General features: G+C 43.3%; 27 protein-coding genes. 11 read left to right on the forward strand and 16 right to left on the reverse strand.

The features are described from left to right. Positions 1-85: 85 nt before the first annotated feature. A complete protein-coding gene (locus ICN11_RS01435; RefSeq protein ID WP_216228806.1) occupies positions 86-955 on the reverse strand; it encodes a Wzz/FepE/Etk N-terminal domain-containing protein in 870 nt (289 codons plus the stop codon). A gap of 464 nt (positions 956-1,419) precedes the next feature. Between ICN11_RS01435 and rfbF the strand changes: the two genes are divergently transcribed. The 6 genes from rfbF to ICN11_RS01465 are packed head-to-tail and all read left to right on the forward strand — an operon-like array spanning position 1,420 to position 7,314. Further along, a complete protein-coding gene (rfbF, locus tag ICN11_RS01440; protein WP_216228807.1) occupies positions 1,420-2,190 on the forward strand; it encodes a glucose-1-phosphate cytidylyltransferase in 771 nt (256 codons plus the stop codon). After that, entirely contained in the window at positions 2,190-3,269 is a 1,080-nt protein-coding gene (gene rfbG / locus ICN11_RS01445; protein ID WP_216228808.1) for a CDP-glucose 4,6-dehydratase, read from the forward strand. Before rfbF ends, rfbG begins: the two co-directional genes overlap by 1 nt. A gap of 13 nt (positions 3,270-3,282) precedes the next feature. Then, entirely contained in the window at positions 3,283-4,626 is a 1,344-nt protein-coding gene (gene rfbH / locus ICN11_RS01450; RefSeq protein ID WP_216228809.1) for a lipopolysaccharide biosynthesis protein RfbH, read from the forward strand. Between the two features lie 14 nt (positions 4,627-4,640). Further along, positions 4,641-5,459, forward strand: coding sequence for a transketolase (locus ICN11_RS01455; protein WP_216228810.1), 819 nt, complete (start codon positions 4,641-4,643; stop codon positions 5,457-5,459). Beyond that, on the forward strand, positions 5,456-6,373 hold the full coding sequence (locus tag ICN11_RS01460) for a transketolase family protein (protein ID WP_216228811.1): 918 nt from the start codon (positions 5,456-5,458) through the stop codon (positions 6,371-6,373). The genes ICN11_RS01455 and ICN11_RS01460 overlap by 4 nt, the downstream gene beginning before the upstream one ends. Then, positions 6,373-7,314, forward strand: a complete 942-nt coding sequence (locus ICN11_RS01465) for an NAD-dependent epimerase/dehydratase family protein (protein ID WP_216228812.1) — start codon at positions 6,373-6,375, stop codon at positions 7,312-7,314. The genes ICN11_RS01460 and ICN11_RS01465 overlap by 1 nt, the downstream gene beginning before the upstream one ends. Here the strand turns inward: ICN11_RS01465 and ICN11_RS01470 are convergent. Then, positions 7,300-8,316, reverse strand: coding sequence for a glycosyltransferase family 10 domain-containing protein (locus ICN11_RS01470; protein ID WP_216228813.1), 1,017 nt, complete (start codon positions 8,314-8,316; stop codon positions 7,300-7,302). The genes ICN11_RS01465 and ICN11_RS01470 overlap by 15 nt on opposite strands. Then, entirely contained in the window at positions 8,303-9,253 is a 951-nt protein-coding gene (locus ICN11_RS01475; protein ID WP_216228814.1) for a glycosyltransferase family A protein, read from the reverse strand. The genes ICN11_RS01470 and ICN11_RS01475 overlap by 14 nt, the downstream gene beginning before the upstream one ends. A 282-nt stretch (positions 9,254-9,535) precedes the next feature. On the opposite strand from ICN11_RS01475, the gene ICN11_RS01480 reads away from it, so the two are divergent. Beyond that, a complete protein-coding gene (locus tag ICN11_RS01480) occupies positions 9,536-10,555 on the forward strand; it encodes a glycosyltransferase family 2 protein (protein WP_216228815.1) in 1,020 nt (339 codons plus the stop codon). Positions 10,556-10,607: 52 nt separating this feature from the next. Beyond that, the gene (locus ICN11_RS01485) at positions 10,608-11,411 is read left to right on the forward strand and encodes an alpha-1,2-fucosyltransferase (protein ID WP_216228816.1); all 804 of its coding nucleotides are present in this window, start codon (positions 10,608-10,610) and stop codon (positions 11,409-11,411) included. Between the two features lie 29 nt (positions 11,412-11,440). Here ICN11_RS01485 and ICN11_RS01490 read toward each other — a convergent pair whose 3' ends face one another. Genes ICN11_RS01490 through ICN11_RS01505 form a run of 4 tightly spaced genes read right to left on the reverse strand, consistent with a single transcriptional unit; the run spans position 11,441 to position 16,142 of the window. Further along, the gene (locus ICN11_RS01490; protein ID WP_216228817.1) at positions 11,441-12,412 is read right to left on the reverse strand and encodes a GDP-L-fucose synthase; all 972 of its coding nucleotides are present in this window, start codon (positions 12,410-12,412) and stop codon (positions 11,441-11,443) included. Positions 12,413-12,462: 50 nt separating this feature from the next. Then, on the reverse strand, positions 12,463-13,593 hold the full coding sequence (gene gmd, locus ICN11_RS01495; protein WP_216228818.1) for a GDP-mannose 4,6-dehydratase: 1,131 nt from the start codon (positions 13,591-13,593) through the stop codon (positions 12,463-12,465). 48 nt (positions 13,594-13,641) lie between these two features. Beyond that, entirely contained in the window at positions 13,642-14,634 is a 993-nt protein-coding gene (locus ICN11_RS01500) for a GDP-mannose 4,6-dehydratase (RefSeq protein ID WP_216228819.1), read from the reverse strand. After that, positions 14,634-16,142 (reverse strand): mannose-1-phosphate guanylyltransferase/mannose-6-phosphate isomerase, encoded by a 1,509-nt coding sequence (locus tag ICN11_RS01505; protein WP_216228820.1) that lies wholly within the window; start codon positions 16,140-16,142, stop codon positions 14,634-14,636. Before ICN11_RS01505 ends, ICN11_RS01500 begins: the two co-directional genes overlap by 1 nt. Before the next feature lie 220 nt (positions 16,143-16,362). On the opposite strand from ICN11_RS01505, the gene ICN11_RS01510 reads away from it, so the two are divergent. After that, positions 16,363-16,509 carry a hypothetical protein gene (locus tag ICN11_RS01510; RefSeq protein ID WP_216228821.1) on the forward strand — a complete coding sequence of 49 codons (147 nt, stop codon included), beginning with the start codon at positions 16,363-16,365 and terminating at the stop codon, positions 16,507-16,509. A 24-nt stretch (positions 16,510-16,533) separates the two neighbouring features. On the opposite strand, the gene ICN11_RS01515 is transcribed toward ICN11_RS01510, so the two are convergent. From ICN11_RS01515 to plsY, 6 genes are all read right to left on the reverse strand, one after another. Continuing rightward, positions 16,534-17,073 (reverse strand): HPP family protein, encoded by a 540-nt coding sequence (locus tag ICN11_RS01515; protein WP_216228822.1) that lies wholly within the window; start codon positions 17,071-17,073, stop codon positions 16,534-16,536. Between the two features lie 119 nt (positions 17,074-17,192). Beyond that, a complete protein-coding gene (locus ICN11_RS01520) occupies positions 17,193-17,501 on the reverse strand; it encodes a high-potential iron-sulfur protein (protein ID WP_216228823.1) in 309 nt (102 codons plus the stop codon). Positions 17,502-17,649: 148 nt separating this feature from the next. After that, positions 17,650-17,883, reverse strand: a complete 234-nt coding sequence (locus ICN11_RS01525; protein WP_216228824.1) for a hypothetical protein — start codon at positions 17,881-17,883, stop codon at positions 17,650-17,652. Positions 17,884-17,897: 14 nt separating this feature from the next. Next, positions 17,898-18,689, reverse strand: a complete 792-nt coding sequence (folE, locus tag ICN11_RS01530; RefSeq protein ID WP_216228825.1) for a GTP cyclohydrolase I — start codon at positions 18,687-18,689, stop codon at positions 17,898-17,900. 46 nt (positions 18,690-18,735) lie between these two features. Then, positions 18,736-19,107, reverse strand: a complete 372-nt coding sequence (locus tag ICN11_RS01535; RefSeq protein ID WP_216228826.1) for an MAPEG family protein — start codon at positions 19,105-19,107, stop codon at positions 18,736-18,738. Then, positions 19,104-19,739 carry a glycerol-3-phosphate 1-O-acyltransferase PlsY gene (gene plsY, locus ICN11_RS01540; RefSeq protein WP_216228827.1) on the reverse strand — a complete coding sequence of 212 codons (636 nt, stop codon included), beginning with the start codon at positions 19,737-19,739 and terminating at the stop codon, positions 19,104-19,106. Before plsY ends, ICN11_RS01535 begins: the two co-directional genes overlap by 4 nt. A gap of 96 nt (positions 19,740-19,835) precedes the next feature. On the opposite strand from plsY, the gene vapB reads away from it, so the two are divergent. Together vapB and ICN11_RS01550 are read left to right on the forward strand one after the other, a co-directional pair. Further along, positions 19,836-20,075 carry a type II toxin-antitoxin system VapB family antitoxin gene (gene vapB / locus ICN11_RS01545; protein WP_216863121.1) on the forward strand — a complete coding sequence of 80 codons (240 nt, stop codon included), beginning with the start codon at positions 19,836-19,838 and terminating at the stop codon, positions 20,073-20,075. After that, positions 20,075-20,479: a type II toxin-antitoxin system VapC family toxin gene (locus ICN11_RS01550; RefSeq protein WP_015420475.1), complete on the forward strand. Its 405-nt coding sequence runs from the start codon at positions 20,075-20,077 to the stop codon at positions 20,477-20,479. The genes vapB and ICN11_RS01550 overlap by 1 nt, the downstream gene beginning before the upstream one ends. Before the next feature lie 41 nt (positions 20,480-20,520). On the opposite strand, the gene xerD is transcribed toward ICN11_RS01550, so the two are convergent. The 3 genes from xerD to ICN11_RS01565 are packed head-to-tail and all read right to left on the reverse strand — an operon-like array spanning position 20,521 to position 21,999. After that, positions 20,521-21,468, reverse strand: a complete 948-nt coding sequence (gene xerD, locus ICN11_RS01555) for a site-specific tyrosine recombinase XerD (RefSeq protein WP_216228828.1) — start codon at positions 21,466-21,468, stop codon at positions 20,521-20,523. Between the two features lie 43 nt (positions 21,469-21,511). After that, complete coding sequence (locus ICN11_RS01560; RefSeq protein ID WP_216228829.1) at positions 21,512-21,790, reverse strand: type II toxin-antitoxin system RelE/ParE family toxin; 279 nt, start codon at positions 21,788-21,790, stop codon at positions 21,512-21,514. After that, entirely contained in the window at positions 21,790-21,999 is a 210-nt protein-coding gene (locus ICN11_RS01565) for a ParD-like family protein (RefSeq protein ID WP_216228830.1), read from the reverse strand. Before ICN11_RS01565 ends, ICN11_RS01560 begins: the two co-directional genes overlap by 1 nt. Between the last annotated feature and the right edge of the window lie 112 nt (positions 22,000-22,111).

Here is a 22,111-nt window from a genome sequence, read left to right on the forward strand (position 1 = left end):
CTATTTTTTGATTTATTTAGTACTTAATTAAGCATGAGGCCCGCTAATGACCGATCTCACGCCAATAACTGCATGAGACCCAAGATCACAATACACCAACAGATGCGCTTTTTAGCATTAACACCATCTGGCGCGCTAAGGCTATCAGCAATCCTAAAAAGAGCCCACCCAATAGTCCGGCCGCCAAAGCCATGCGTTTTTTTGGCGCAATGGGTGTGTCGCTGGCGTAGATGGGGGCGACCATCCGGGTGGCCCGATTTTGATTGCTGGTTACGACATTTTTTAAGGCCGTGATCTCGTCTAATAAGTAGCGGATCTCATCGCGCGTTGATAGGTAACTTGCGCTCATCGCAGCGCCTGACTTGTCAGACCTAGCGACTAGGTCCTTTGCTTTTTGGAGACGCTCTTGATCATCTGCTAACTTGATTTTGGCTTCCTCAATATAAGGAGCCACAATTTGGGCCTGAGTGGTTTTAATCAACTCAAACACCCCTAGCGCACACTCCTGGGCTGCTTGCGGTGTTAGGCCAAAAGTCTTGAGCTCGACCACGCTCGCCACCCCCTTGGCAGGTGTCAACTTAATCGACTTACTAAGAGATACGGTGGCATTTGCCTGGCCTTGCAATCCGCAGGCCGCTATTACCTCTGGTGTATAACTGGTTGGGGAAGACAGGCGCGATATCAAGAGGGCTGGCTCCTCGATATTGATTCCCGGGGGATTGATGTTGTTGTTTGTAGCACCAATTTGCGCCATGGCGATTTGGACGCTCGCCTCATATTGCTTGGAGGTCATCGCTAGGTATGCAATAGACAGGGCTATTCCGGCAAGCCCGAAGATCGCAATCGCTTTGTAGGCACTTTTGAGAAAGCGCAGGATGTCGATGAGGGAGATATCATTATCATCGCGGCCATTAGGCGAAGAGTGAACTCCACTAGATCTGTCTTGCTGGCTCATGCAGTATCTTTTCGAAGATAAATTCGATAATTAATTATATTGAATTTTGAGTTAATTGAGACCTATTATCTCATTATAAAATTCACAGGTATTAATTACCTGCAACTACTTATTGGATACTTGATGATCCACCCAATCATCAGCTGCTTTTTTTTGAGCGCCCCAAGACCTATGGGCTAGATTAAAATCAAAAGCTAGCCAGAAATGCGCTTGTGAACCTAGATTTGGGTTGGTTTTTAGTGATTCGCCCTTTTATCAATGGTAGGGGATTAAATAAGATTCCAAAGATGCAGCCATAGGGTAGTGATATTGACCCCATCGTCGTTCCTTTGATGAAATTTTTTTGAACCAGTCATCTTATTTCGGCCAAATACCCAAAATACCCCTTTGAGCGCTAATCACCACCCATTATTCAACCCGGAAAGGATAAAATAACACCCACAGCTAATGATGGAAATAATTCTATGAAAGCAGTTCTTTTGGCCGGTGGTCTAGGCACCCGAATTTCCGAAGAAACCAACCTGCGCCCCAAGCCAATGATTGAAATTGGTGGAAAACCAATTCTTTGGCACATCATGAAAATGTATTCCAGCCATGGAGTTAATGATTTTATTGTCTGCTGCGGCTACAAGGGTTATCTCATCAAAGAATATTTTGCGAACTACTTTTTACATATGTCGGACGTAACCTTTGATATGCAAAAAAATAGCATGGAAGTTCACCAACGATTCGCCGAACCCTGGAAGGTAACCCTAGTAGATACAGGTGAAGATACGATGACAGGCGGCCGATTGAAGCGGGTGGCTCAATACGTTAAAGGTGAAGAGGCTTTTTGCTTTACGTACGGCGATGGTGTTTCTGATATTGACATTGGAGCCTCCATTGAGTTTCATCGCAAGCAAGCAGTGCCAGCTACGTTGGCCGCAGTCTATCCGCCAGGTCGATTTGGGGCTCTTGATATTGCGGATCACAAGGTCACTACGTTTAAAGAAAAGCCTAAGGGTGATGGCGGCATGATTAATGGGGGATTCTTTGTTTTATCCCCTAGCGTCATTACCCTGATAAAAGATGATTCAACTGTCTGGGAGCAAGGACCTCTTGAGTCTTTGGCTCGCGATCATCAGATTGCCGCTTTTGAGCACACAGGTTTTTGGCAACCAATGGATACGCTACGCGATAAAAATCACCTCGAAGAGCTTTGGGCCACAGGCAATGCTCCCTGGAAATCTTGGTAATGCAACCCGCTCAGGTTGACCCCGTTTTTTGGAAAGACAAAAAAGTCTTTCTAACCGGGCATACTGGATTTAAAGGTAGCTGGTTATCGCTTTGGCTTACATCAATGGGAGCCAAGGTAACGGGCTACGCATTAGCACCCAATACAACACCAAATTTGTTTGATGTATTGGCTATTGGCTCTCTGATTGAGAAATCCTATATCTCCGATATTCGTGATTTAGCTACTCTGCAAAAAGCCATGTTTGAGGCAAAGCCTGATGTCGTAATTCATATGGCAGCCCAGCCCTTAGTACGTTATTCCTATGCCAATCCAGTAGAGACGTACGCAACCAACGTCATGGGCACCGTGCATGTACTTGAGAGTACGCGTGCAATTGATACAGTTCGTGCCACTGTGGTTGTGACTACCGATAAATGTTACGAGAATAAGGAGTGGATTTGGGGTTATCGAGAAAATGAACCCATGGGTGGTTATGACCCCTACAGCAACAGCAAGGGCTGCGCAGAATTAGTAACTTCCGCTTACCGCCAGTCTTATTTCTCAGGCCCCAATTCAACCAATCAGATTGCCTCTGCTAGAGCGGGTAACGTTATTGGTGGTGGAGATTGGTCTGAAGATCGTTTGATTCCTGATGCGATCAAAGCGTTTGAGGCAAATAAACCATTGATGATTCGCAATCCTTTGGCAACGCGACCTTGGCAACATGTTTTAGAGCCCCTCTCGGGCTATCTCATTTTGGCTCAAGCGCTATATGGGCAGGATTCGAAGTTTGCCTCCGGATGGAACTTTGGCCCACGCGATGAAGATAATCGTTCTGTGCAAGAGGTGGTCGAGCTTATTACTTCTGGATGGGGTGATTCCGCTCGTTGGGAAAAAGAGGGCTCCGAGCAGCCACATGAAGCAAAACTTTTAAAGCTGGATTGCTCAAAAGCGCATGGACAACTAGACTGGATTCCCAAATGGAATCTAGAAGTAGCCACGCAAAAAATTGTTGAATGGCAAAAAGCCTTTCAAGCAAAAGTAAATATGCAAGAAGTTAGTCTTGCGCAAATTAATAACTATATGAATTCTAAATAACAAATACACAACAATGAATACACACACTATCGACACTAGAAAACTAGAGCAGGATAAATTACGTAAGCAAATTGCTGCGCTGGTAGATCAATATGCTGCGATTGAGTTTTCTCCAAAGGCATTTGAGCCAGGGCAAACGGTTGTCCCTCCATCTGGAAAATTAATTGGCACAGAAGAACTAAAAAACATGGTGGATGCCTCTTTAGATGGCTGGCTTACTACCGGTCGTTTTAATGAGCAGTTTGAAAAGAAGTTGGCGGAATTTATTGGCGTTAAACATGCCATTACAGTGAACTCAGGCTCATCTGCTAACTTAGTGGCTTTTTCTACATTAACCTCACCCAAGTTGGGCGATCGTGCGATCAAGCAAGGCGATGAAGTGATTGGTGTAGCCGCCGGCTTCCCCACAACCGTAAATCCAATTATTCAATTTGGCGCTATTCCAGTATTTGTAGATGTGGATAAGCACACCCATAACATTGCCGCCTCACAGATTGAGGCGGCAATTAGCCCTAAAACTAAAGCTATCATGCTGGCCCATTCGCTTGGCAACCCATTTAACCTAGACGTTGTAACTGCCCTTTGCAAAAAGCACAATCTCTGGCTGGTAGAGGACTGCTGTGATGCGCTCGGCACAACTTATAAGGGTCAGATGGTGGGCACCTTTGGCGATATTGGAACGCTCAGTTTTTACCCAGCGCACCACATCACGATGGGTGAAGGTGGCGCTGTATTCACCAATAATTTTGAATTAAAACAAATTGCCGAGAGTTTTAGGGATTGGGGGCGTGACTGCTACTGCCCCCCTGGTAAAGACAATACATGCGGCAAACGATTTTGCTGGAAGCTAGGCAATTTGCCTAAAGGCTACGATCATAAATATACCTATAGCCATTTGGGTTACAACCTCAAGATCAGCGATATGCAGGCGGCTTGTGCTTTGGCGCAATTAGAAAAAGCGCCAGCATTTATTCAAGCCCGTAAAGACAATTTTAAATTTTTGAAAGAGCGCCTTAGCACTTGTGAAGAATTTTTACAGCTTCCCGTGATTGAAGAGGGGGCAGATCCTTCTTGGTTTGGATTTCCGATTACAGTGAAAGAGGGTTCGCCCGTTTCAAGATTAGATCTAACTACTTATTTAGATCAAAATAAGATTGGTACAAGATTGTTGTTTGCCGGCAATTTGACAAGACAACCTTATATGGTGAATGCCCAATATCGCGTTAGCGGAGAATTAACCAACACAGACAACGTCATGAACAATACCTTCTGGATTGGTGTGCAACCCGCACTAACTAAAGAGATGTTGGAATTTGTTGTTGAAAAAATAGAATCCTATTTGGGCGTTAATTTTTAATAGCCAACACAGATATGAGCCAGGAAAAAGCATTTGACCCTAAGGTATTGAGAAAGACCGTATTGGATATGGCCTATGCAGGCTCAACCGTACATATAGGTTGCGCCTTTTCTATTATTGAAATTTTGGCTGTTTTATACCGGAAATATTTGAAGTACCCTGAAAATAATCCGTTAAATGCGGGTCGTGACTATTTGGTTTTAAGTAAGGGCCATGGTGTGATGGCTCAGTATGCGTGTATGCGTGAACTGGGGTGGTTGCCAGAAGAGGCTTTTACTCAATACTTTTCGAATGGTAGCGATTTAAAAGGATTATCCGATTCACGCATACCAGGTTTAGAGGTGACATCAGGATCATTAGGTCATGGGTTCTCAGTTGGGGTAGGACTGGCTCTTGGCGCAAAACTTCGCAATACAGCCCAGAAAACCTATGCTTTGGTGGGTGATGGTGAGATTAATGAGGGTCCAATATGGGAAGGCGCTTTATTTGCCTGTCATCATCAATTGCAAAATTTTATGGCCATCGTTGATGAGAACGGGTTTCAGGCTATGGGTGCTACCGACGAGATTCTCAACTTAGGATCTATTGAGGAAAAATTTGCTAGCTTTGGATTTGAGAGTATCACCGTTGATGGACATGATGAATCTGCTATTGATGGGGCTATTTCTGAACTTTGGGCCAGTCAATCCACCAGTCCAAAAGCATTGATTGCTAAAACCGTTAAGGGTAAAGGCGTTTCCTTTATGGAGAATGACAATATTTGGCATTACACCCGTTTGAGTGAAGATGCATATCGGCAAGCACTCTTGGAAGTAAATGGAGCCAATAAATGAGGGACGCATTTTCAAATACCTTGGTTGCCTTGGCTAAAGCAGATTCAAATATATTGTTATTAACTGGCGATCATGGTTACGCTCTCTTTGATGCATTTAGACGCGAATGCCCAAATCAGTACATCAACGCTGGAATTGCAGAGCAAAATATGGTGGGTATGGCGGCTGGATTAGCCCGAGCTGGATTTAAACCTTTTGTATATGGCTTAGCCGCTTTTATACCTGTGCGCGTAATAGAGCAAATTAAGTTAGATGTAGCGCATGATAATTTACCAGTGGTATTCATCGGGGATGGTGCTGGCTTTGTCTATAGCCACCTGGGAACTAGTCATCAGTCGACAGAGGATATTGCTTGCACCAGAGCCATTCCCAACCTGTCGGTATACTCGCCGGCCGATGCTCATGAATTAATTACTTGCATGACATCAGCCTACCAGTCCAATTCTGCTGTGTACATTCGGATAGGGAAATCAGATCGAGGTGAGGTGCACGCTACACCACTATCGCCCAACACAGGAGATTTATTAGCAATCAAACAAATACCTCATTCAACATTAGCCTTCATTGCGACAGGGTCGCTGAGTTCGACCGCATTGGCCTTGACTAATGCCCAATATTCCGGCGCCTCCATGTGGAGTGCCCCATTCATTAAGCCCATTAACGCGAATCAGGTTATTGAAATTTGCAAACAACATCGGCAAATCATTACCCTGGAAGAGCACTCCGTATTGGGTGGTCTTGGCTCAACTATTGCAGAAATCAGTAGCGAGCATAGCCCAAGCCATATTTTAAGAATTGGGGTGGAGGATCGTTTTTCTACCCACTGCGGCTCATATGAGTACCTGCTAAAAGAGCATGGTTTAGATGAAAGCGCAATTGCTGAAAAAATTAATCGCTTTCTGAGTCAAAAATAATGATGCTCATCGCTATTTTAGGCGCTACTAGCGAAATCGCAAAAGATGTTATTAGCTTCTTGGGTAGATACCTACAATACGAATTATGCCTATTCTCTCGTCGCCCCGAGCATACCTCTCAATGGGCTTCCAGTCTAAATTTACCGACGCAACTTCAATCTCTAGCGCTAGATGAATTCAATCACTCCCGCCATTTTGATGTAATCATTAATTTCATTGGGGCTGGCAATCCTCAGCGGATCGAACAGATTGGTGATGAGATTTTGAATGTCACACAGCACTATGACAATATGGTCATCAACTATCTGGAGCATTTCCCAAAATGCCGATACATTTTTCTGAGTAGTGGCTCGATCTTCGGTCCAGACTTTAAATTGCCCGTCGATAACCAATCACGCGCAAATCTTCAAAATAACATGCTATCGCCATCGAACTGGTACTCAAAAGCTAAACTGGCAGCAGAATGCGGGCATCGCTCACACAATCATTTATCCATAGTAGATGTCAGGGTTTTTAATTACTTTAGCCGCAGTCAAAATCTATCTTCTAATTACTTAATTACCGATATTGCAAGGGCCATTAAAAATCGACAAGTTTTACTAACAAATGAAAATAATATAGTACGTGACTATATTCACCCAAAAGACTTTTGCAATCTATTGATCACAGTATTGAGCTCAGCCCCATTCAATATAGCCCTTGATTGCTATAGCCAATCACCTGTTGATAAGTTCACTTTGCTGGATGCGCTACACGAGCAATTTAATCTTCAGTTTGAGTTTACAAAATTGGGCATAAATCAGAATCTAACCGGCAATAAGAGTAATTACTACTCGCTGAATAAGACGGCAGCCAGTCTTGGCTTCGTACCACAGTACTCATCCTTAAACGGCATCATGACAGAAATGCATGCCATCATGTCTGGCTTAACTCACTTTTAGATCAGATTTAATCTGATGGACGATAGCCCTAACATAATGATCTGCATCAAACAATTGCATCCGCTCACTCTGCAGAAATTTAGCAATTGCATCTTGATATGACTGATATTGAATGGAATCAATCTTCTTAAGAAATGCATGCAATGACTCCATGCTGTCGAATGCCCTGCGGTCAATGAAGCACTCTTTAGGAATGTAACTGGCTATGTTATTTGCACCCCAATATATGGGAACGCAACCCGCCATCATGGAATCAAATATTTTCTCAGTAATATAATTGGGTAAATTTTTTACATTTTCATAGCAAAATGAAAATTTAGCATTCAAAAGTACATCGTCTTTATTAGCTATGGGACCCACAAAGCTTGGAAATGGGCGACAACCAAACGCTTGTGAGCGCAATCTATTAACGCGTCGAAATAGCTTTTCTGAGGGAGTAAATGCAGGGCTGGGCTTATCCCATCCCAAACCATAAAGCTCGAAATCAGTTGGGTAATGAGACTCATACCAGCGAATTACACGCAGTCGCTCTTCATATAAATCATATTCACTAGAAGACTTAAAACGCTTATTTGCATTAATGAGACAAGAAAAAATTTGGCGATTCGCAAAAGTGGGGAAGGTTTGTTTTCGAACTTGATTGGGGACCATCAAAACAGTAGCGCTGGGCAACTTACCGATTTCTTCATTCCAAGTAAATACATGCTCGAATTGAAGGCAATATTCTTTATTAGCATTTAATGTATTGATAAGGGGATTTTCTAAGGCCAATAAATATTTGTTTACCTTCTTTTCGCTTAGAGCTTGACCTTCCAAATACAGCTCGAACTCAATATCATGACAAACCCCTCTATCTGCGGTGTTAATTTCTATACCAACGACCTCAAACTCCGCCCTTAACCGCCTCATTAAATAGGTGGGATTGTATAAATGAGTGGGATCAGTTTCTCTAAAAAGGGAGTTATCCCTATGTCCCACAGCAAAAATATTAGCGTATCGCATTGAACCCATCCAAAGTCTTCATAATGAATAACTCAGTCTTCACTTTGCACTTAGCCACCAAAGCGATTAGATTATAAAAAGAGGTGTGTGCACGATAAAAGGGGTCGGCCATATACCGACGTAATATTTCAAACCGCCTAGAGTCAATCACCAACCTATCTGAAGGTAGCAATTTTTTATATAAAAATTGGCGGTACAAAGTTACTAGCAAAGTATGATTTGGTAACTTATGTTGCTTTAAATAAGCTAAAAATCGTAATCGATCTTGTCTTGACTCAAAATTACTATCATTTCCTTCATGCAGTTGATAAATGCCCATGATGGCATTGATCCACATCATTTGACCTGTATTAGCCAGGTCTAAAAGCCATGCAACATCACTATATTTACCCATTTGAACTGAGAAACGAGTGCTACCTATTGCTGCCTTGTTATAGATATAAAAGGGGAAAGGTGCAATCCCAAGCTTATGCCTACCAAAATATTGCCAAGCTAAGACATGGGGTGTAATTGGCCCAAAATACCGTCTACTATTAATGAAAGAGGAGTGCTCAATTCCGTTTAAGTGCCGAACCCTGGCATTGCAGCCAAAAGCAATCGCATTAGGAAAGGCTTTTTTAGCCCCCCAGAAATCAGATACATAATTAGGTAGTACCAGATCATCATCATGAAGAAGTGAAAAATATTGACTATTCACTTCAGAGATACATAAATTAAAATGGTCAAAAGCAGAAAGGCATTGGCTATTATTCCGATAGACATAAGTCAAAGAAGATCCAAAACTCCCCAACAAAACTGAAAGCCCATCATTACTTGAATTATCAGAAACGATTAGCCTGAATCGCTGGTCAGATTGAGCCAGAATTGACCTGACAGCCTCAATAGCCTGTAGAGGACGATTGTGCGTAAGGAGGAATATTTCCAAAACATTAGGCATGGAGGATAGTATGCACTGTTTTATCCTTAAGCGATTCCCCTACAGAACTCTGACTGCCAATTAACTTGGTGATGACCTTTCAGCAGACGTAATATATTTTTCAAAAACTTGAATTTACAAGCACTGCCACAATAACAACTTGCAAATCGTCTAGGTATTTAATGGCACATAGAGCGCTAGAAAGGAACCTTCGAAGGCTTGATCTCAATGATAGTATGGTGACCTTAAATATTAAATTATGACCCCGTCTTTAAAATTAGCTTTAAAGAGGCAAATGAAAATATGTCAACTGAAATAGCGCTAACAATTGGAATCCCTACATATAACGGCGAAGCCTACCTTGCCGAATGCCTGGATGGGGTGCGTCGTCAAATTAATTGCGCTAACCTAAATCGAGTTGAGATTTTGATTTCCGATAACGCTTCCATCGATAAAACTGCTAGCATCGTTAGAGAATTTGAATCTAAAAATGACCTGCAAATTTCGTACCACAAGAATGAAATAAACTTTGGATTTGATCGAAATATTGATTTGCTTTTCAAGAGGGCGGCTGGAAAATTTGTTTGGCTACTTGGAGATGATGATGTGTTGTGTGATGGCGCAATAGATTATGCATTGAGTTTGATCGATAGTCATCCAAATTTAAAAGCAATACAGGTCAATTTTGATAAATATGACTCCGCCTTAAAAAATGTGATTGAGCGAATTGAAATTGAGAAAGATTCCTACTGTCAAAGTGCCAAAGAGTTCCATTTAAATTCAAGGGGGCGATGGGGTGCAATTTCATCTTTAATTATTAAAAGAGAGTCTTGGAATTCTCTGGATTTATCTGCAGCACTGAGTTCACATGTTGTATTTGCCTATGGACTTTTTGAATTACTTCTACAGGGCGATTCATTTGTCAGCAATAGATCAATCGTCAAAGTTAGAGACGGCAGTGAAAAAGCAGTAAAAATTGGTGATGGTGACTCTCGAATTGCAATCGCACTAGCATCAGGCAAGCTCTATAAGGCGATGCGCCAGATGGGGTATGAACGAAGTTTAGTTAATTGGTATCTTCGTCAAGATAGAAAATACGCCCTTCAATCAATTCCAATCGCAAAATTTTGGGGGATTAAAGAAAGGCACCTCGTAATACGCGATCTTATTAACGTACATAATGGGCCAAGTCTTTGGTTCAAATGGATCCCCTATATTTTGATTCCTGATCCAATATTCAAATGGTGCTATATAAATAAAAAAAAGGTAAGTTCAAAACTACGTCCCTACGAAAAAAAGTTCAAGGATTTTTTCCGAAAATAATATTAGAAGAAACTCATTTTTTAAAATCAGCTTGATCACTTTCTTATATCCCATGTTTAATCTCAGCTCATTATTAATTCCTAAAATAAGAAAAAACAAAAAAGTGATTATCACTTTCACTGGTGGCATGGGTGCTCAAATTCTAAGTGCAGCAATTTATTTCTCTATGCGGGATTCAGGTAATGAGGTTTATGCCGACCTTAGTTATTTTGAAAATCCAGCTGAATTAGCTACCGAAGGACAAGTAGGCCAAATTTCTCAGTGGGCATGGCAACTTACTCCTTTTGGGATTAATCCCTCAGACTTTAAAAGTTTTACCAATGGAAATATATTAAAAGAACATCTAATTGCTGATGGCCCAGATAAAATCTCGCTTGCTCTAAACGCCCTAGAAAATGATGCGACTAAACGCTATTTCTCCATTCAAAATATAACCAACAGCACCTTTGATTTGGGTCAAAATGATTATCTCTGCGCTCATATTCGCCGTGGAGACTACATTAATGTAGCTAGCCACCTCATGCCCAATGAAGTTTTCTTGAATGCTGCCAATAAATTCAATTCGTTATGCAAAACGATTGTTGTCATCTCAGACTCTAGAATTTCTCAAGAACTAAAGGATGGCTTTAATTCTAAATTTGAAAAATGTATTTTTCTGGACAGCATTGATGCCATCACCGCCCACTGTATTATGAGAATGGCGAGTGTTCTCATTTGCTCAAATAGCCAATTTAGCCTTGTTGCTGCAGCCCTCAATACAAGGGGGGTAGTACTTCTACCCAAAAACTGGGGGGATTCAGTTGAAATTGCAGCAGTAATTAACCGGCTTGGAAACTTCCAAATGCTATATACCTAAATAAGAGGTCTTACCAATTTACACAGAGATTAGAGTCTATTTAGATAGGCAGCGTAAGCCTGATTCATACCATACTCAAGTGATGCGGTTGGGTACCAACCCAAAGCATTTAATTTTTTGGAATCCATCCACTTCCTTGGGGCTCCATCGGGCTTACTAGCATCAAAGCTAATCTTTCCCTGATACCCTGTTGCTCTAGCTACTGCGGTAGCTAATTCAGCAATAGTGATATCACTGCCATAACCTACATTGAGATGACTCTCCATTGGAGATGTATGTTGATCATAGATGTCTCTATCAAGGTTCATCACAAATACTGATGCTGCAGCCATATCGTCCACATAAAGAAATTCTCTTCTAGGGGTACCCGTCCCCCAAATCACAACCTCTGGCGCATTGCTTACTTTAGCTTCATGAAATCGTCTAATCAGGGCTGGGATGACATGGCTGTTCTCGGGATGGTAATTGTCGCCAGGTCCATACAAATTGGTTGGCATGACTGAGCGGTAATCCACCCCATGACTTTGACCATACTGACGGTTATAGCTCTCGCACATCTTAATACCGGCAATCTTCGCCACAGCATAGGGCTCATTGGTAGGCTCTAATTTACCGGTAAGTAATGCATCTTCACTCATAGGCTGGGGAGCTAGCTTAGGATAAATACAGCTAGACCCTAAAAACAAGAGTTTCTTTACCCCAGACAGAAAGGCTTGATGTATTACATTGTTTTGCACCATCAAGTTGTCATAGATAAATTCAGCGGGGAAGGTATTGTTGGCATGGATCCCCCCTACGCGAGCTGCCGCTAGATAGACCTGATCAGGTTTCTCTGATTCAAAGAAGGCCTGTACCGCGGCTTGATTAGTCAAATCTAATTCGCTATGAGTGCGAGTGACAATATTACTAAAGCCCTTGGCTTGTAGATTGCGAACAATGGCTGAACCTACCATACCGCGATGGCCAGCAACGTAGATCTTTTGGCTTACCTCTGTTGGCATGTTTGTGCTCTTCTCTATCCGCTCTAAGTTCTTGCTATTACTTCTAATTCTTAATTCTCTTTACCCACCGCTACAGAGTAGCCATGCTTTTCTAAAAGTGCATGCTGCTTGGCTTTTTCTAAATCATTGGCCACCATCTCCACAATCATTTGATCTAAGGTAATTTCTGGCACCCAGCCCAGTTTAGTTTTGGCTTTGGTTGGATCACCCAAGAGGGTTTCAACTTCTGTAGGGCGGTAGTAGCGTGGATCGATCTGGACAATCACATCCCCAACCTTGAGTGCCGGGGCTTTATCGCCCTCAATCAAAGCTACAACAGCTTTTTCATTCTCGGCGGTACCCTCAAACTTTAAGGTAATGCCCAATTGCTTAGCACTACGGATAATAAATTCACGCACTGTGAACTGCACACCTGTGGCGATTACAAAATCTTCTGGTTTGACTTGTTGGAGCATGAGCCATTGCATGCGCACGTAGTCTTTTGCATGACCCCAGTCGCGTAGCGCATCAATATTACCCATGAAAAGGCACTTCTCCAATCCCTGAGAAATATTTGCCAAACCACGCGTCACTTTACGAGTCACAAAAGTCTCGCCACGACGCTTAGACTCATGATTAAAGAGGATGCCATTACAGGCATACATCCCATAGGCTTCACGGTAGTTCACGGTAATCCAGTAGGCGTACATCTTAGCTACGGCATAGGGGCTACGCGGATAAAAAGGTGTGGTCTCTTTTTGAGGAATTTCTTGTACTAAGCCATAGAGCTCAGAAGTCGAGGCTTGGTAGAAGCGGGTCTTTTTCTCTAATCCCAAAATACGAATGGCTTCTAACATTCGCAGTGGGCCCATGGCATCGACATCCGCCGTGTACTCAGGAGATTCAAAAGAAACGGCTACGTGTGACTGAGCACCTAGGTTATAAATCTCATCAGGCTGGCACTCTTGAATAATGCGGACCAAGTTACTTGTATCTGTTAAATCACCGTAATGCAAAATCAAATCAGGGTGATTGACATGTGGGTCTTGATACAGGTGATCGATGCGCTCAGTATTAAAAGAAGAGGCGCGACGTTTAATGCCGTGAACTATGTAACCTTTTTCCAGTAAGAACTCTGCGAGATAAGAACCGTCTTGACCGGTGATGCCTGTAATTAGGGCAACTTTTTGGATTTTTTTCATATTTTTGACTAAATGCGATTTAGCTAATTATCTGTATTTGTAAATTGATTATAAAGATTGGTACATGCTTTTAACAACCTCAACACCTTTAGTCGAAGACTCCCAAGCGAGTGCCTTTTGAGCTTTGCCAGGATCGGCGCGACCCACAGCTAAGTCCGTAGGACGAAACAAGCTAGGGTCCTGAATGACGTGATCTTTCCAATTCAGATTTGCCTGCTCAAATGCTACCTTCACAAATTCTTCGAGGGTAATGGTAGTGCCAGTAGCAATCACATAATCCTCTGGCTTATCTTGTTGCAACATCAACCACATCGCCTCAACGTACTCAGGAGCCCAACCCCAATCTCTTGCGATGTCCAAGCGGCCGAGTTTTAATTTCTCCTTGCTACCCTCCGCAATACGCTTCACAGCCCGAATAATTTTCTGCGTTACAAAACGCTCGGGGCGTAATGGGGACTCATGGTTGAACAAGATACCGGTACACGCAAATAGGCCATACGCATCGCGGTAGTTATTAACCAACCAATAGGCAGAGGTTTTAGCAACCGCATAAGGACTCATGGGGTAGAACGCAGTGTTCTCGTTAGCAGGTTCGCCATGGGTATCGCCGAAGCATTCACCAGAGCCTGCGTGATAGATTTTGATCGATTTATCCATCATTCGGCAGCCCTCTAGGATATTCAAGGTGCCCAAGGTAATACTCTGAATCGTTTCAGCTGGTTGCTCAAAAGATAAACCTACGGATGACTGACCCGCTAAATAATAGATCTCATCAGGATTGCCCTTGCGCAATGCTACTAAGACGCTCCGAAAGTCTTCGGGCACCATCGAGATGTAGCTAATTTGATCCTGAATACCTAACTTTTGATGGTTTGAGAAGGAGGATCCCTGTACATCCCTGGAAGTACCAAAAACTACATAACCTTTATCCAAAAGCAATTGAGCTAAGTAGCTTCCATCTTGACCACTGACCCCACAAATTAATGCAGTACGTTTATTTGAATTGCTGGGTTGATTCATCACTGGATTAGCGTCACTCATTATTTAGAGCGCCCATAGTTATCTTCAAAACGCACAATGTCATCCTCACCCAAGTAGCTGCCGGACTGAACTTCAATAATTTCTAGCGGGGTTTTTCCTGGATTTGCTAAGCGATGGGTTTGCCCCTGTGGAATATACGTGCTTTGATTTTCGGTAAGCATAATCACCTTGTCACCATTAGTAATCTCTGCGGTACCTTTAACCACAATCCAATGCTCAGCACGATGGTGGTGCATTTGTAATGACAGGCTTGCCCCAGGCTTTACCTGAATACGCTTCACCTTAAAGCGCTCGCCTTCATCCACGCTGTCATACCAACCCCAAGGTCTAGCAACCTTGCGATGTAAATTCTTCTCTTCACGCTTTTGTTGTTCTAGTTGAATGACGATACTTTTAACATCTTGACTATTGGTCCTGTCAGCAACTAAGACTGCATCAGCGGTTTCAATAATGACTAAGTTATCAATGCCTACTGTACCCACCAAACGACTGCTAGCATGAACTAATGAGTTCTTTGTATTGCTCAGCAGAGTATCGCCACTGGTAACATTTCCGTACTCATCTTTTTTACCTACTTGCCACACTGCATCCCAGGCACCAAGATCATTCCAGCCAGCATTGAGCTCAACCATCTTGATCGCAAATTGACTTGAGCTTGGGCACTTTTCAATCACAGCATAGTCAATAGATTCGCTCGGTATAACCTTGAAGAGCTCCTTATCAGGGCGCACGAAGTCGGTATCGGCCGATTGATCAATCGTTCGTGCCACCCAAGCGGTTTTGGCAGTATCTAAGATATCGGCCCGATATTCTTTTAAGGCAGCAAGCCAAGTGCTCGCACGTACTACAAACATACCGCCATTCCAAAAATAGTTACCGTTTTCTAAATACGATTTAGCTGTTTGCACATCCGGCTTTTCTGCAAACTGCTCTACGGTATATTCACCATGGACACCCTGGCTGCCACTCCTTTTGATGTATCCATAACCCGTTTCGGGTGCAGTAGCAGTGATACCCAAAATCGCAACCGTTTTCTTGGCTGTATCTGCCGCAACCACGGAGATACATTCTTGCAGCGCTTTAGAAAAAGCTTGACCATTTTGGATGGTTTGATCGGCTGGCGTCATCACCAAAATTGGGTCGACCTCACCGCCAGACTGCTCGCCTGCATACATGGCGGCTAATGTCAGTGCCGGGGCTGTATTGCGACCCACTGGCTCAAGTAATAGCGTTGCTTTAACCTTGGGAATTTCACGCAATTGGTCAAGAACTAAGAAGCGATGCTCCTCGTTCGTGACCACAACTGTTCTGCCCAACTGAATCTCAGGTGAGCCAATAGCATTTAACCTTTCAACCGCTTGCTGAAAAAGGCTCTTGGCAGAATCATCGCCAGAGAGCACTAAAAACTGTTTTGGAAAACCAGAGCGGGATAAGGGCCACAGACGAGTTCCAGAGCCGCCACACAGAATGACTGGAATTACTTCGGTAGCTGGAATCACTTGAACCATATCGAATGGGTAAAGCCTTTATGCTTTTTGTAAATAATCCATGATTTTATAGGCTTTATGAGCCAATTCGGGCTTTATTAAGGTTTACACGGATCCTGCGAAATTGAATAGAATTAAATTGAGCGCAAGATAGCACTCTTAAAGTCCACTGTTGTTGACTAGCCTTGAAGATATAAGGCGGTTAAAGCTGGTTTTGAAATTAAATTATTGGAGTCAAAAAATGTCTACAAGCAATATCCCAAAAATCAACGTCCGCAATTCAGTTATCGAATGCGCCCAATCCCTGAAAAAGGAAAATGCGGGCAAATATCACAATTACGGCATCAAAGATTGCATCGCTTCTATTGCAGCCACCAAGCAAAAATAATTACAAGTCATTGTTTTTAAATAGTTAATTTGGTCTATTGGGGTAGCGTTTACCAGTTAAGTTACTGTAAACCGCCCCAGCTATCACCAGCAATATTGAATCGACCATTACTGGGAAAAAAGCGTATCGGTAGTGCATGACATGCCCCAGGACCACAATTAAAGCTACTGCTGCAGCTGGTGGATGCAAACAGCGCAATACAAACATCCCCAAAATCGATAGGCTAGCAGCGAGGGGCATTGCCAATAAGGGCTCACTAACTAAGTGGATGGTTGCAATACCGATTAAGGCGGATAAGGTATTGCCTGCAATTACAGCCCAGGGCTGAGCCATCGGACTCCCTGGCAAGGCAAAGACAAGTAAAGCGCTTGCTCCTAGGGAAGCCATCAGCCACTCATCAAGTCCACTTAAATCGCCAAGGAACTTGGCGATAGTGAGTACTAACATCAAACCAATAAAAGCTCCTGCAACGGAGCGAATTTTCTCAAGCCAAGGCACATGCGGCTGATCCCCGCCAAAGTAAAAGGAGCAGTGCTTGAGTAGATTCTTGTATTGATGTCTCATGCTTTATCTATTGATGTTCTCAAGCAATCATAAACCTGCGCACAATTGAGTCAAATCCACGCACGCAATAAAAAAGCTGCCGAAGCAGCTTTTTTATTGAACTCCTAACTAATCTGGCATTAGGCCTTTTTAGCGTAAGCAGAGCACCAGCCTTTACCAGCAACTTGTTTGGCACCAAACAAAGAGCAACCGCCGGCAGCTGAACCAGCTTTGCCTTGGTACAGGGCGCAGTTATCGCACTGTTGACCAGCAGCATACTTAGCAAACTTTGCCTTGTCTACTTTTGAGGCATCAGCTTTGTAACCCAAAGCAGCAGCTTGTGGATCAGTTTCAGCAACCATGGCTTGAGCCTGAACTTTACCGTTCAAAGCCAAGGTGCAAGCACCAGCAGCGGACAAAATCATAAATTGGCGACGACTATTTTTCATACGTTCTCCAGAGAGTGAAATAGAACAAAGATTGCATCTGAGTGGATCATAAAACAGATCAAATTAGTCGACTATAGGCACTCTAAGCATCTGATTTGTATGACTATTTTGTTGAGAATTGTTCTCAAAATCAATTTACTGCAAATTTCTAATGCCAGCCCTTGAGATTCATGCAGGCAATACGCTGTTTTACGTGGATACCTGATCCTGATTCTGGATAGGATTGCGCACAATCAAGAGCATCTTGGCGAAAAGTAGCCTTATTATTTTTGGCTGGATCGGTATTGACGTCGGGATACAAAGAGCAACCCATCAAAATAGATCCCACTGCGAATGTAAAGGTGACTACCGTCAGATGCCAACCCAATTTAGATAGTGTCATGCTCTAGCTATTGCCTACCTTTTATCGAGAAGAGATAAAAACTCTCTACGCAAATTAGAGTCTTTTAAGAAGGCGCCTCGCATCACACTGTTCACCATCTTCGAGTCACGATCTTTTACACCGCGCCACTGCATGCAGAAGTGATCTGCATCCATCACGATTGCAACACCAATCGGCTTGATTTTCTTCTCCAGCATGTCGGCCAACTCAACTACTGCCTCTTCCTGAATTTGTGGACGGCACATTACCCACTCAGTTAAACGTGAGTACTTTGACAAACCAATGAGAGCAGATTCTTTGCTTGGTAATACCCCAATCCAAATACGACCCATGATCGGACAAAGATGATGCGAGCAAGCGCTACGAACAGTAATCGGGCCAATGATCATCAACTCATTGAGGCGGCTGACATTCGGAAATTTAGTCAGCGTAGGCTGCTCAACATAACGGCCATTGAATACTTCTTTAATAAACATTTTCGCAACACGCTGGCTGGTGTTCTTCGTATTGTGATCACTCTCAGTATCAATCACTAAACTTTCTAAAACAGCCTGCATCTTTTCTGCAACCTCATCCACCAAGCCCTCTAATTCACCAGGCTGAATGAATTTAGAAATATTGTCATTCGCATGAAAGCGCGCCTTTTGCGCCTCAATGCGTCGACGAATCACTACAGACAATGGTGTCCCAGCATCGCTCTTTTTTGGAGTGGATTTTTGAGTGGCATTCTTGGCAGACTTAACGCTAGAGGTTTTCTTAGCAGGAGCCTTGGCAACCGTCTTCGTAGGAGTTTTTTTAGTGGGCATATCTATTAGTTATCTCGGTGAATTTTGTAAGTTAGTTTTAGATCTATTAAATCTGGAATAAGATTGCCACTACGCAAGCCAAGCCAGCAAGCCACACTATTGATCGGGTGGTTGGCCAATCCGCTACATAGCAAATTAAATAAGCAATACGTGCAGCAACAAATCCGATTGCCAATAAATCAACCCTAGCTTGCGGTGCGTTGGCTACAGTGGCAATGATGACAGCGGCGAAAAATAAGGGAAGAGATTCAAAAAGATTAGCTTGAGCGGCATTGGCGCGCGCCCGAAATCCTGTCTGCTTCGCAAGCCATTGTCTGGGCATGCCATTGTCATAACCCTCAAATCCTTTTTTAGCAATTCCAGCAGCAACATAGGGAAATAATCCCATGAACAGCACACACCAATAAGCAATAGTCATGATTGCGCCTTCTTCTTGGAGCCAATGCGACTTTCTTTACCGTTGATGAGATTGTAAATATTGCTGCGATGACGCCAGATCAGCAAAAGACAAACTGCAAGCAGCGCAATGCCCATCGGCTGGAAACCAAATAAGAATACAAAGTAGATCGGACCAAATACTGCGGCAGCTAAAGCAGCTAAAGAAGAGTAGCGCATGAATGCCGCCACAATAATCCAGGTACCTAATGTAGCTAAGCCCAGAATCCAATTGATGCCAAACAAAATACCGCAGGCAGTTGCAACACCTTTGCCGCCTTTAAAACCGTGGAAGATGGGGAATAAGTGGCCCAGGAACACAGCGATGACAACACCACATAACAACCAAGAGCTCAGTGTTGAAGTCAGCGATTCATCGCCTAGTAGGATTCTGGCGAGCATCACGGCAAAAAAGCCTTTAAGTGCATCGCCAATTAAGGTCAGAACGGCGGCAAGCTTATTGCCGGTGCGCAGAACATTGGTAGCACCAGGATTACCAGAGCCATAAGAGTGGGGGTCGGGCAAACGCATGCACTTACTGACCACTACCGCAAATGAAATAGATCCAATGAGGTAAGCAATTGGGATGAGCAACAGGTCTAGAGTGAAATTCATGCTGCTATCTTAAACACTTATCTAACGAATTATTTTTGGATTACCAAACCTGGATCAAATGCTATATACTATTGCTATATACATAAGGGGAGCGCTATGTCCATAGCAATTAGCACAGTGTTTACCAATAATCGCAGCCAAGCAGTTAGATTGCCGGCAGAAGCCCGTTTACCGGATGAGGTGAAAAAGGTCATTGTCCGCATTCGCGGTCGAGAGCGAATTATTACGCCATTTGAAAACACTTGGGATAACTTTTTCCTAAATGGGCCATCCGTATCTAGTGACTTTATGAATGAACGCGGGGAGCAAAAACCAGTTAAGCGAGAAGACCTTTAATGCTCAAGTATTTACTGGATACCAACATTGTTATATATGTACTCAAACGCAGACCAGCAGAAGTGTTGAAGATCTTCAACACGAATGCGAGTCGAATGGCAATTTCAAGCATCACTTTATCTGAGTTAATTTATGGCGCGGAGAAGAGTCCCAACGTCGACAAGAATTTAGAGGCAATAGAGGAATTCATTAGCCATCTAGATGTACTCCCTTATGACGCAAAAGCTTCTCAACACTACGGCCAAATTAAAGCGACGCTTGAGAGAAAGGGTGAAACGATTGGTGAGAACGATATACATATTGCTGCCCATGCAATTAGCCTGGGGCTTATTCTAGTAACGAATAATTTACGTGAATTTAAAAGGGTTGCAAACCTTGCTCTAGAGAACTGGGTTGAGACCTAAATTTAGAGACATGCGGTAGTAATATCCCCTGGATTAGTAGCTTAAGAGCCCCTAGGATGATGCTGCTGATGAATCGATTTAAGACGCTCTCTAGCCACATGGGTATAGATCTGAGTAGTAGAGATATCAGCATGTCCCAAAAGCAGCTGCACTACCCTCAAATCCGCCCCATGATTGAGCAAATGGGTGGCAAAAGCATGGCGCAGGGTATGTGGAGATAAGGCCACAGGAATATTGGCAATCGTGGCATAACGCTTGATTAAAGCCCAAAAGGCTTGACGCGTTAAACCCGTCCCAGTATGACGACCCACAAATACAGCATCTGTAGTTTTACCTTCAAGCAATGGCGTTCTTGCTTCAGTCAGATAACGACGCAACCACTGCCCTGCTTCTCCGCCAAAAGGCACTAGGCGCTCTTTACCACCCTTACCATTCACGATCCGAACCACACCCTCATTTAAGCCAAGCGCCACCGTCTTGAGAGTAACAATCTCCGAGACACGTAAGCCACTGGCATACATCAACTCCAACATGGTGCGATCACGCAGTCCCAGTGGAGTATCGATATCAGGGGCATTGAGTAAGGCAGTAACCTGATCTTCACTCAAGGTCTTCGGAAAGCGCAGCGCCTGCTTAGCAGCGCGCAAGCCAATGCAAGGGTCACTCTTGACCAAATTAATACGAAGTGCATGACGATAAAAGCGCTTGAAAACTGTTAGACGTCGATTAGCAGTAGTAGCCTTATCCGCACGACGATGGGCTATGTAGGCTGTGAGATCTTTTTCTGTAACGCTGTAGAGATCAGCGCCAGATTCTTTAAAAAGCCACTGTGCTAGAAGGAGTAGATCGCGACGATAGGCTGACAAGCTATTCTGGGCTAATCCATCCTCAAGCCAACAAGCATCACAGAAGCGCTCAATGGCTTCTTGGCTTGTCAATGCAATCGACGGCTTAAGCAATAGAGTCAAGCCCTGTTCAACAGTCGCCATAAGCACAAATGTTTCTTCAAATTATTTTTGATTGAAGTGAAATTCAATCATCCTGTCGCTTTAAATCACGATAGAAATTTTCATGCGGGCCAAAGGTCAATAACTTAATACTTTCTTCATCCAAAATTCGATAGGCCAACAGACACTGTTGCTGTGAAAGTCGAAACTTAAAAACTCGCACGCCCAGTAAATCTCCGATCTTAGCCTCCCCAATAGATGGATCTAAACCAATGGCCCTAACCGCACCGTCCAACTCAGATTTTTGTTGCGGGTGTAATTTTTTTATAGCCCTTACAAACGAGGCCGTCAGAAGTAAGCGCATCAACTAAACGCATACTCACCAATGATTGGCTCTTGATCTGCAATCAAAATCTCTCGAATCATAGAAAACGGTAAGTCCGGATTCTCTTGAGCAACCCTACCAATCTGCGACCAGTATTCAATCTGCTTAGGCACCGAGCGGTGCTCAATTTGCCCATAAGCTTTAGCCTGTTCCACCAAACTTTCAGACAACTTAACGTTAATAGACATATTTTTCTCCTTGAGATAGGTCCATTATAGCTATATAGGTTCCAAAAAGGAACCAATTTATCTAAATCCGGCTAAAGAAGCTTTATGCCTTCACCACCAATTCTGAGTGGGG

Origin of the sequence: Polynucleobacter sp. 78F-HAINBA (genome assembly GCF_018882325.1) — a bacterium.
In the GTDB taxonomy this organism is placed as follows: Bacteria; Pseudomonadota; Gammaproteobacteria; order Burkholderiales; family Burkholderiaceae; genus Polynucleobacter.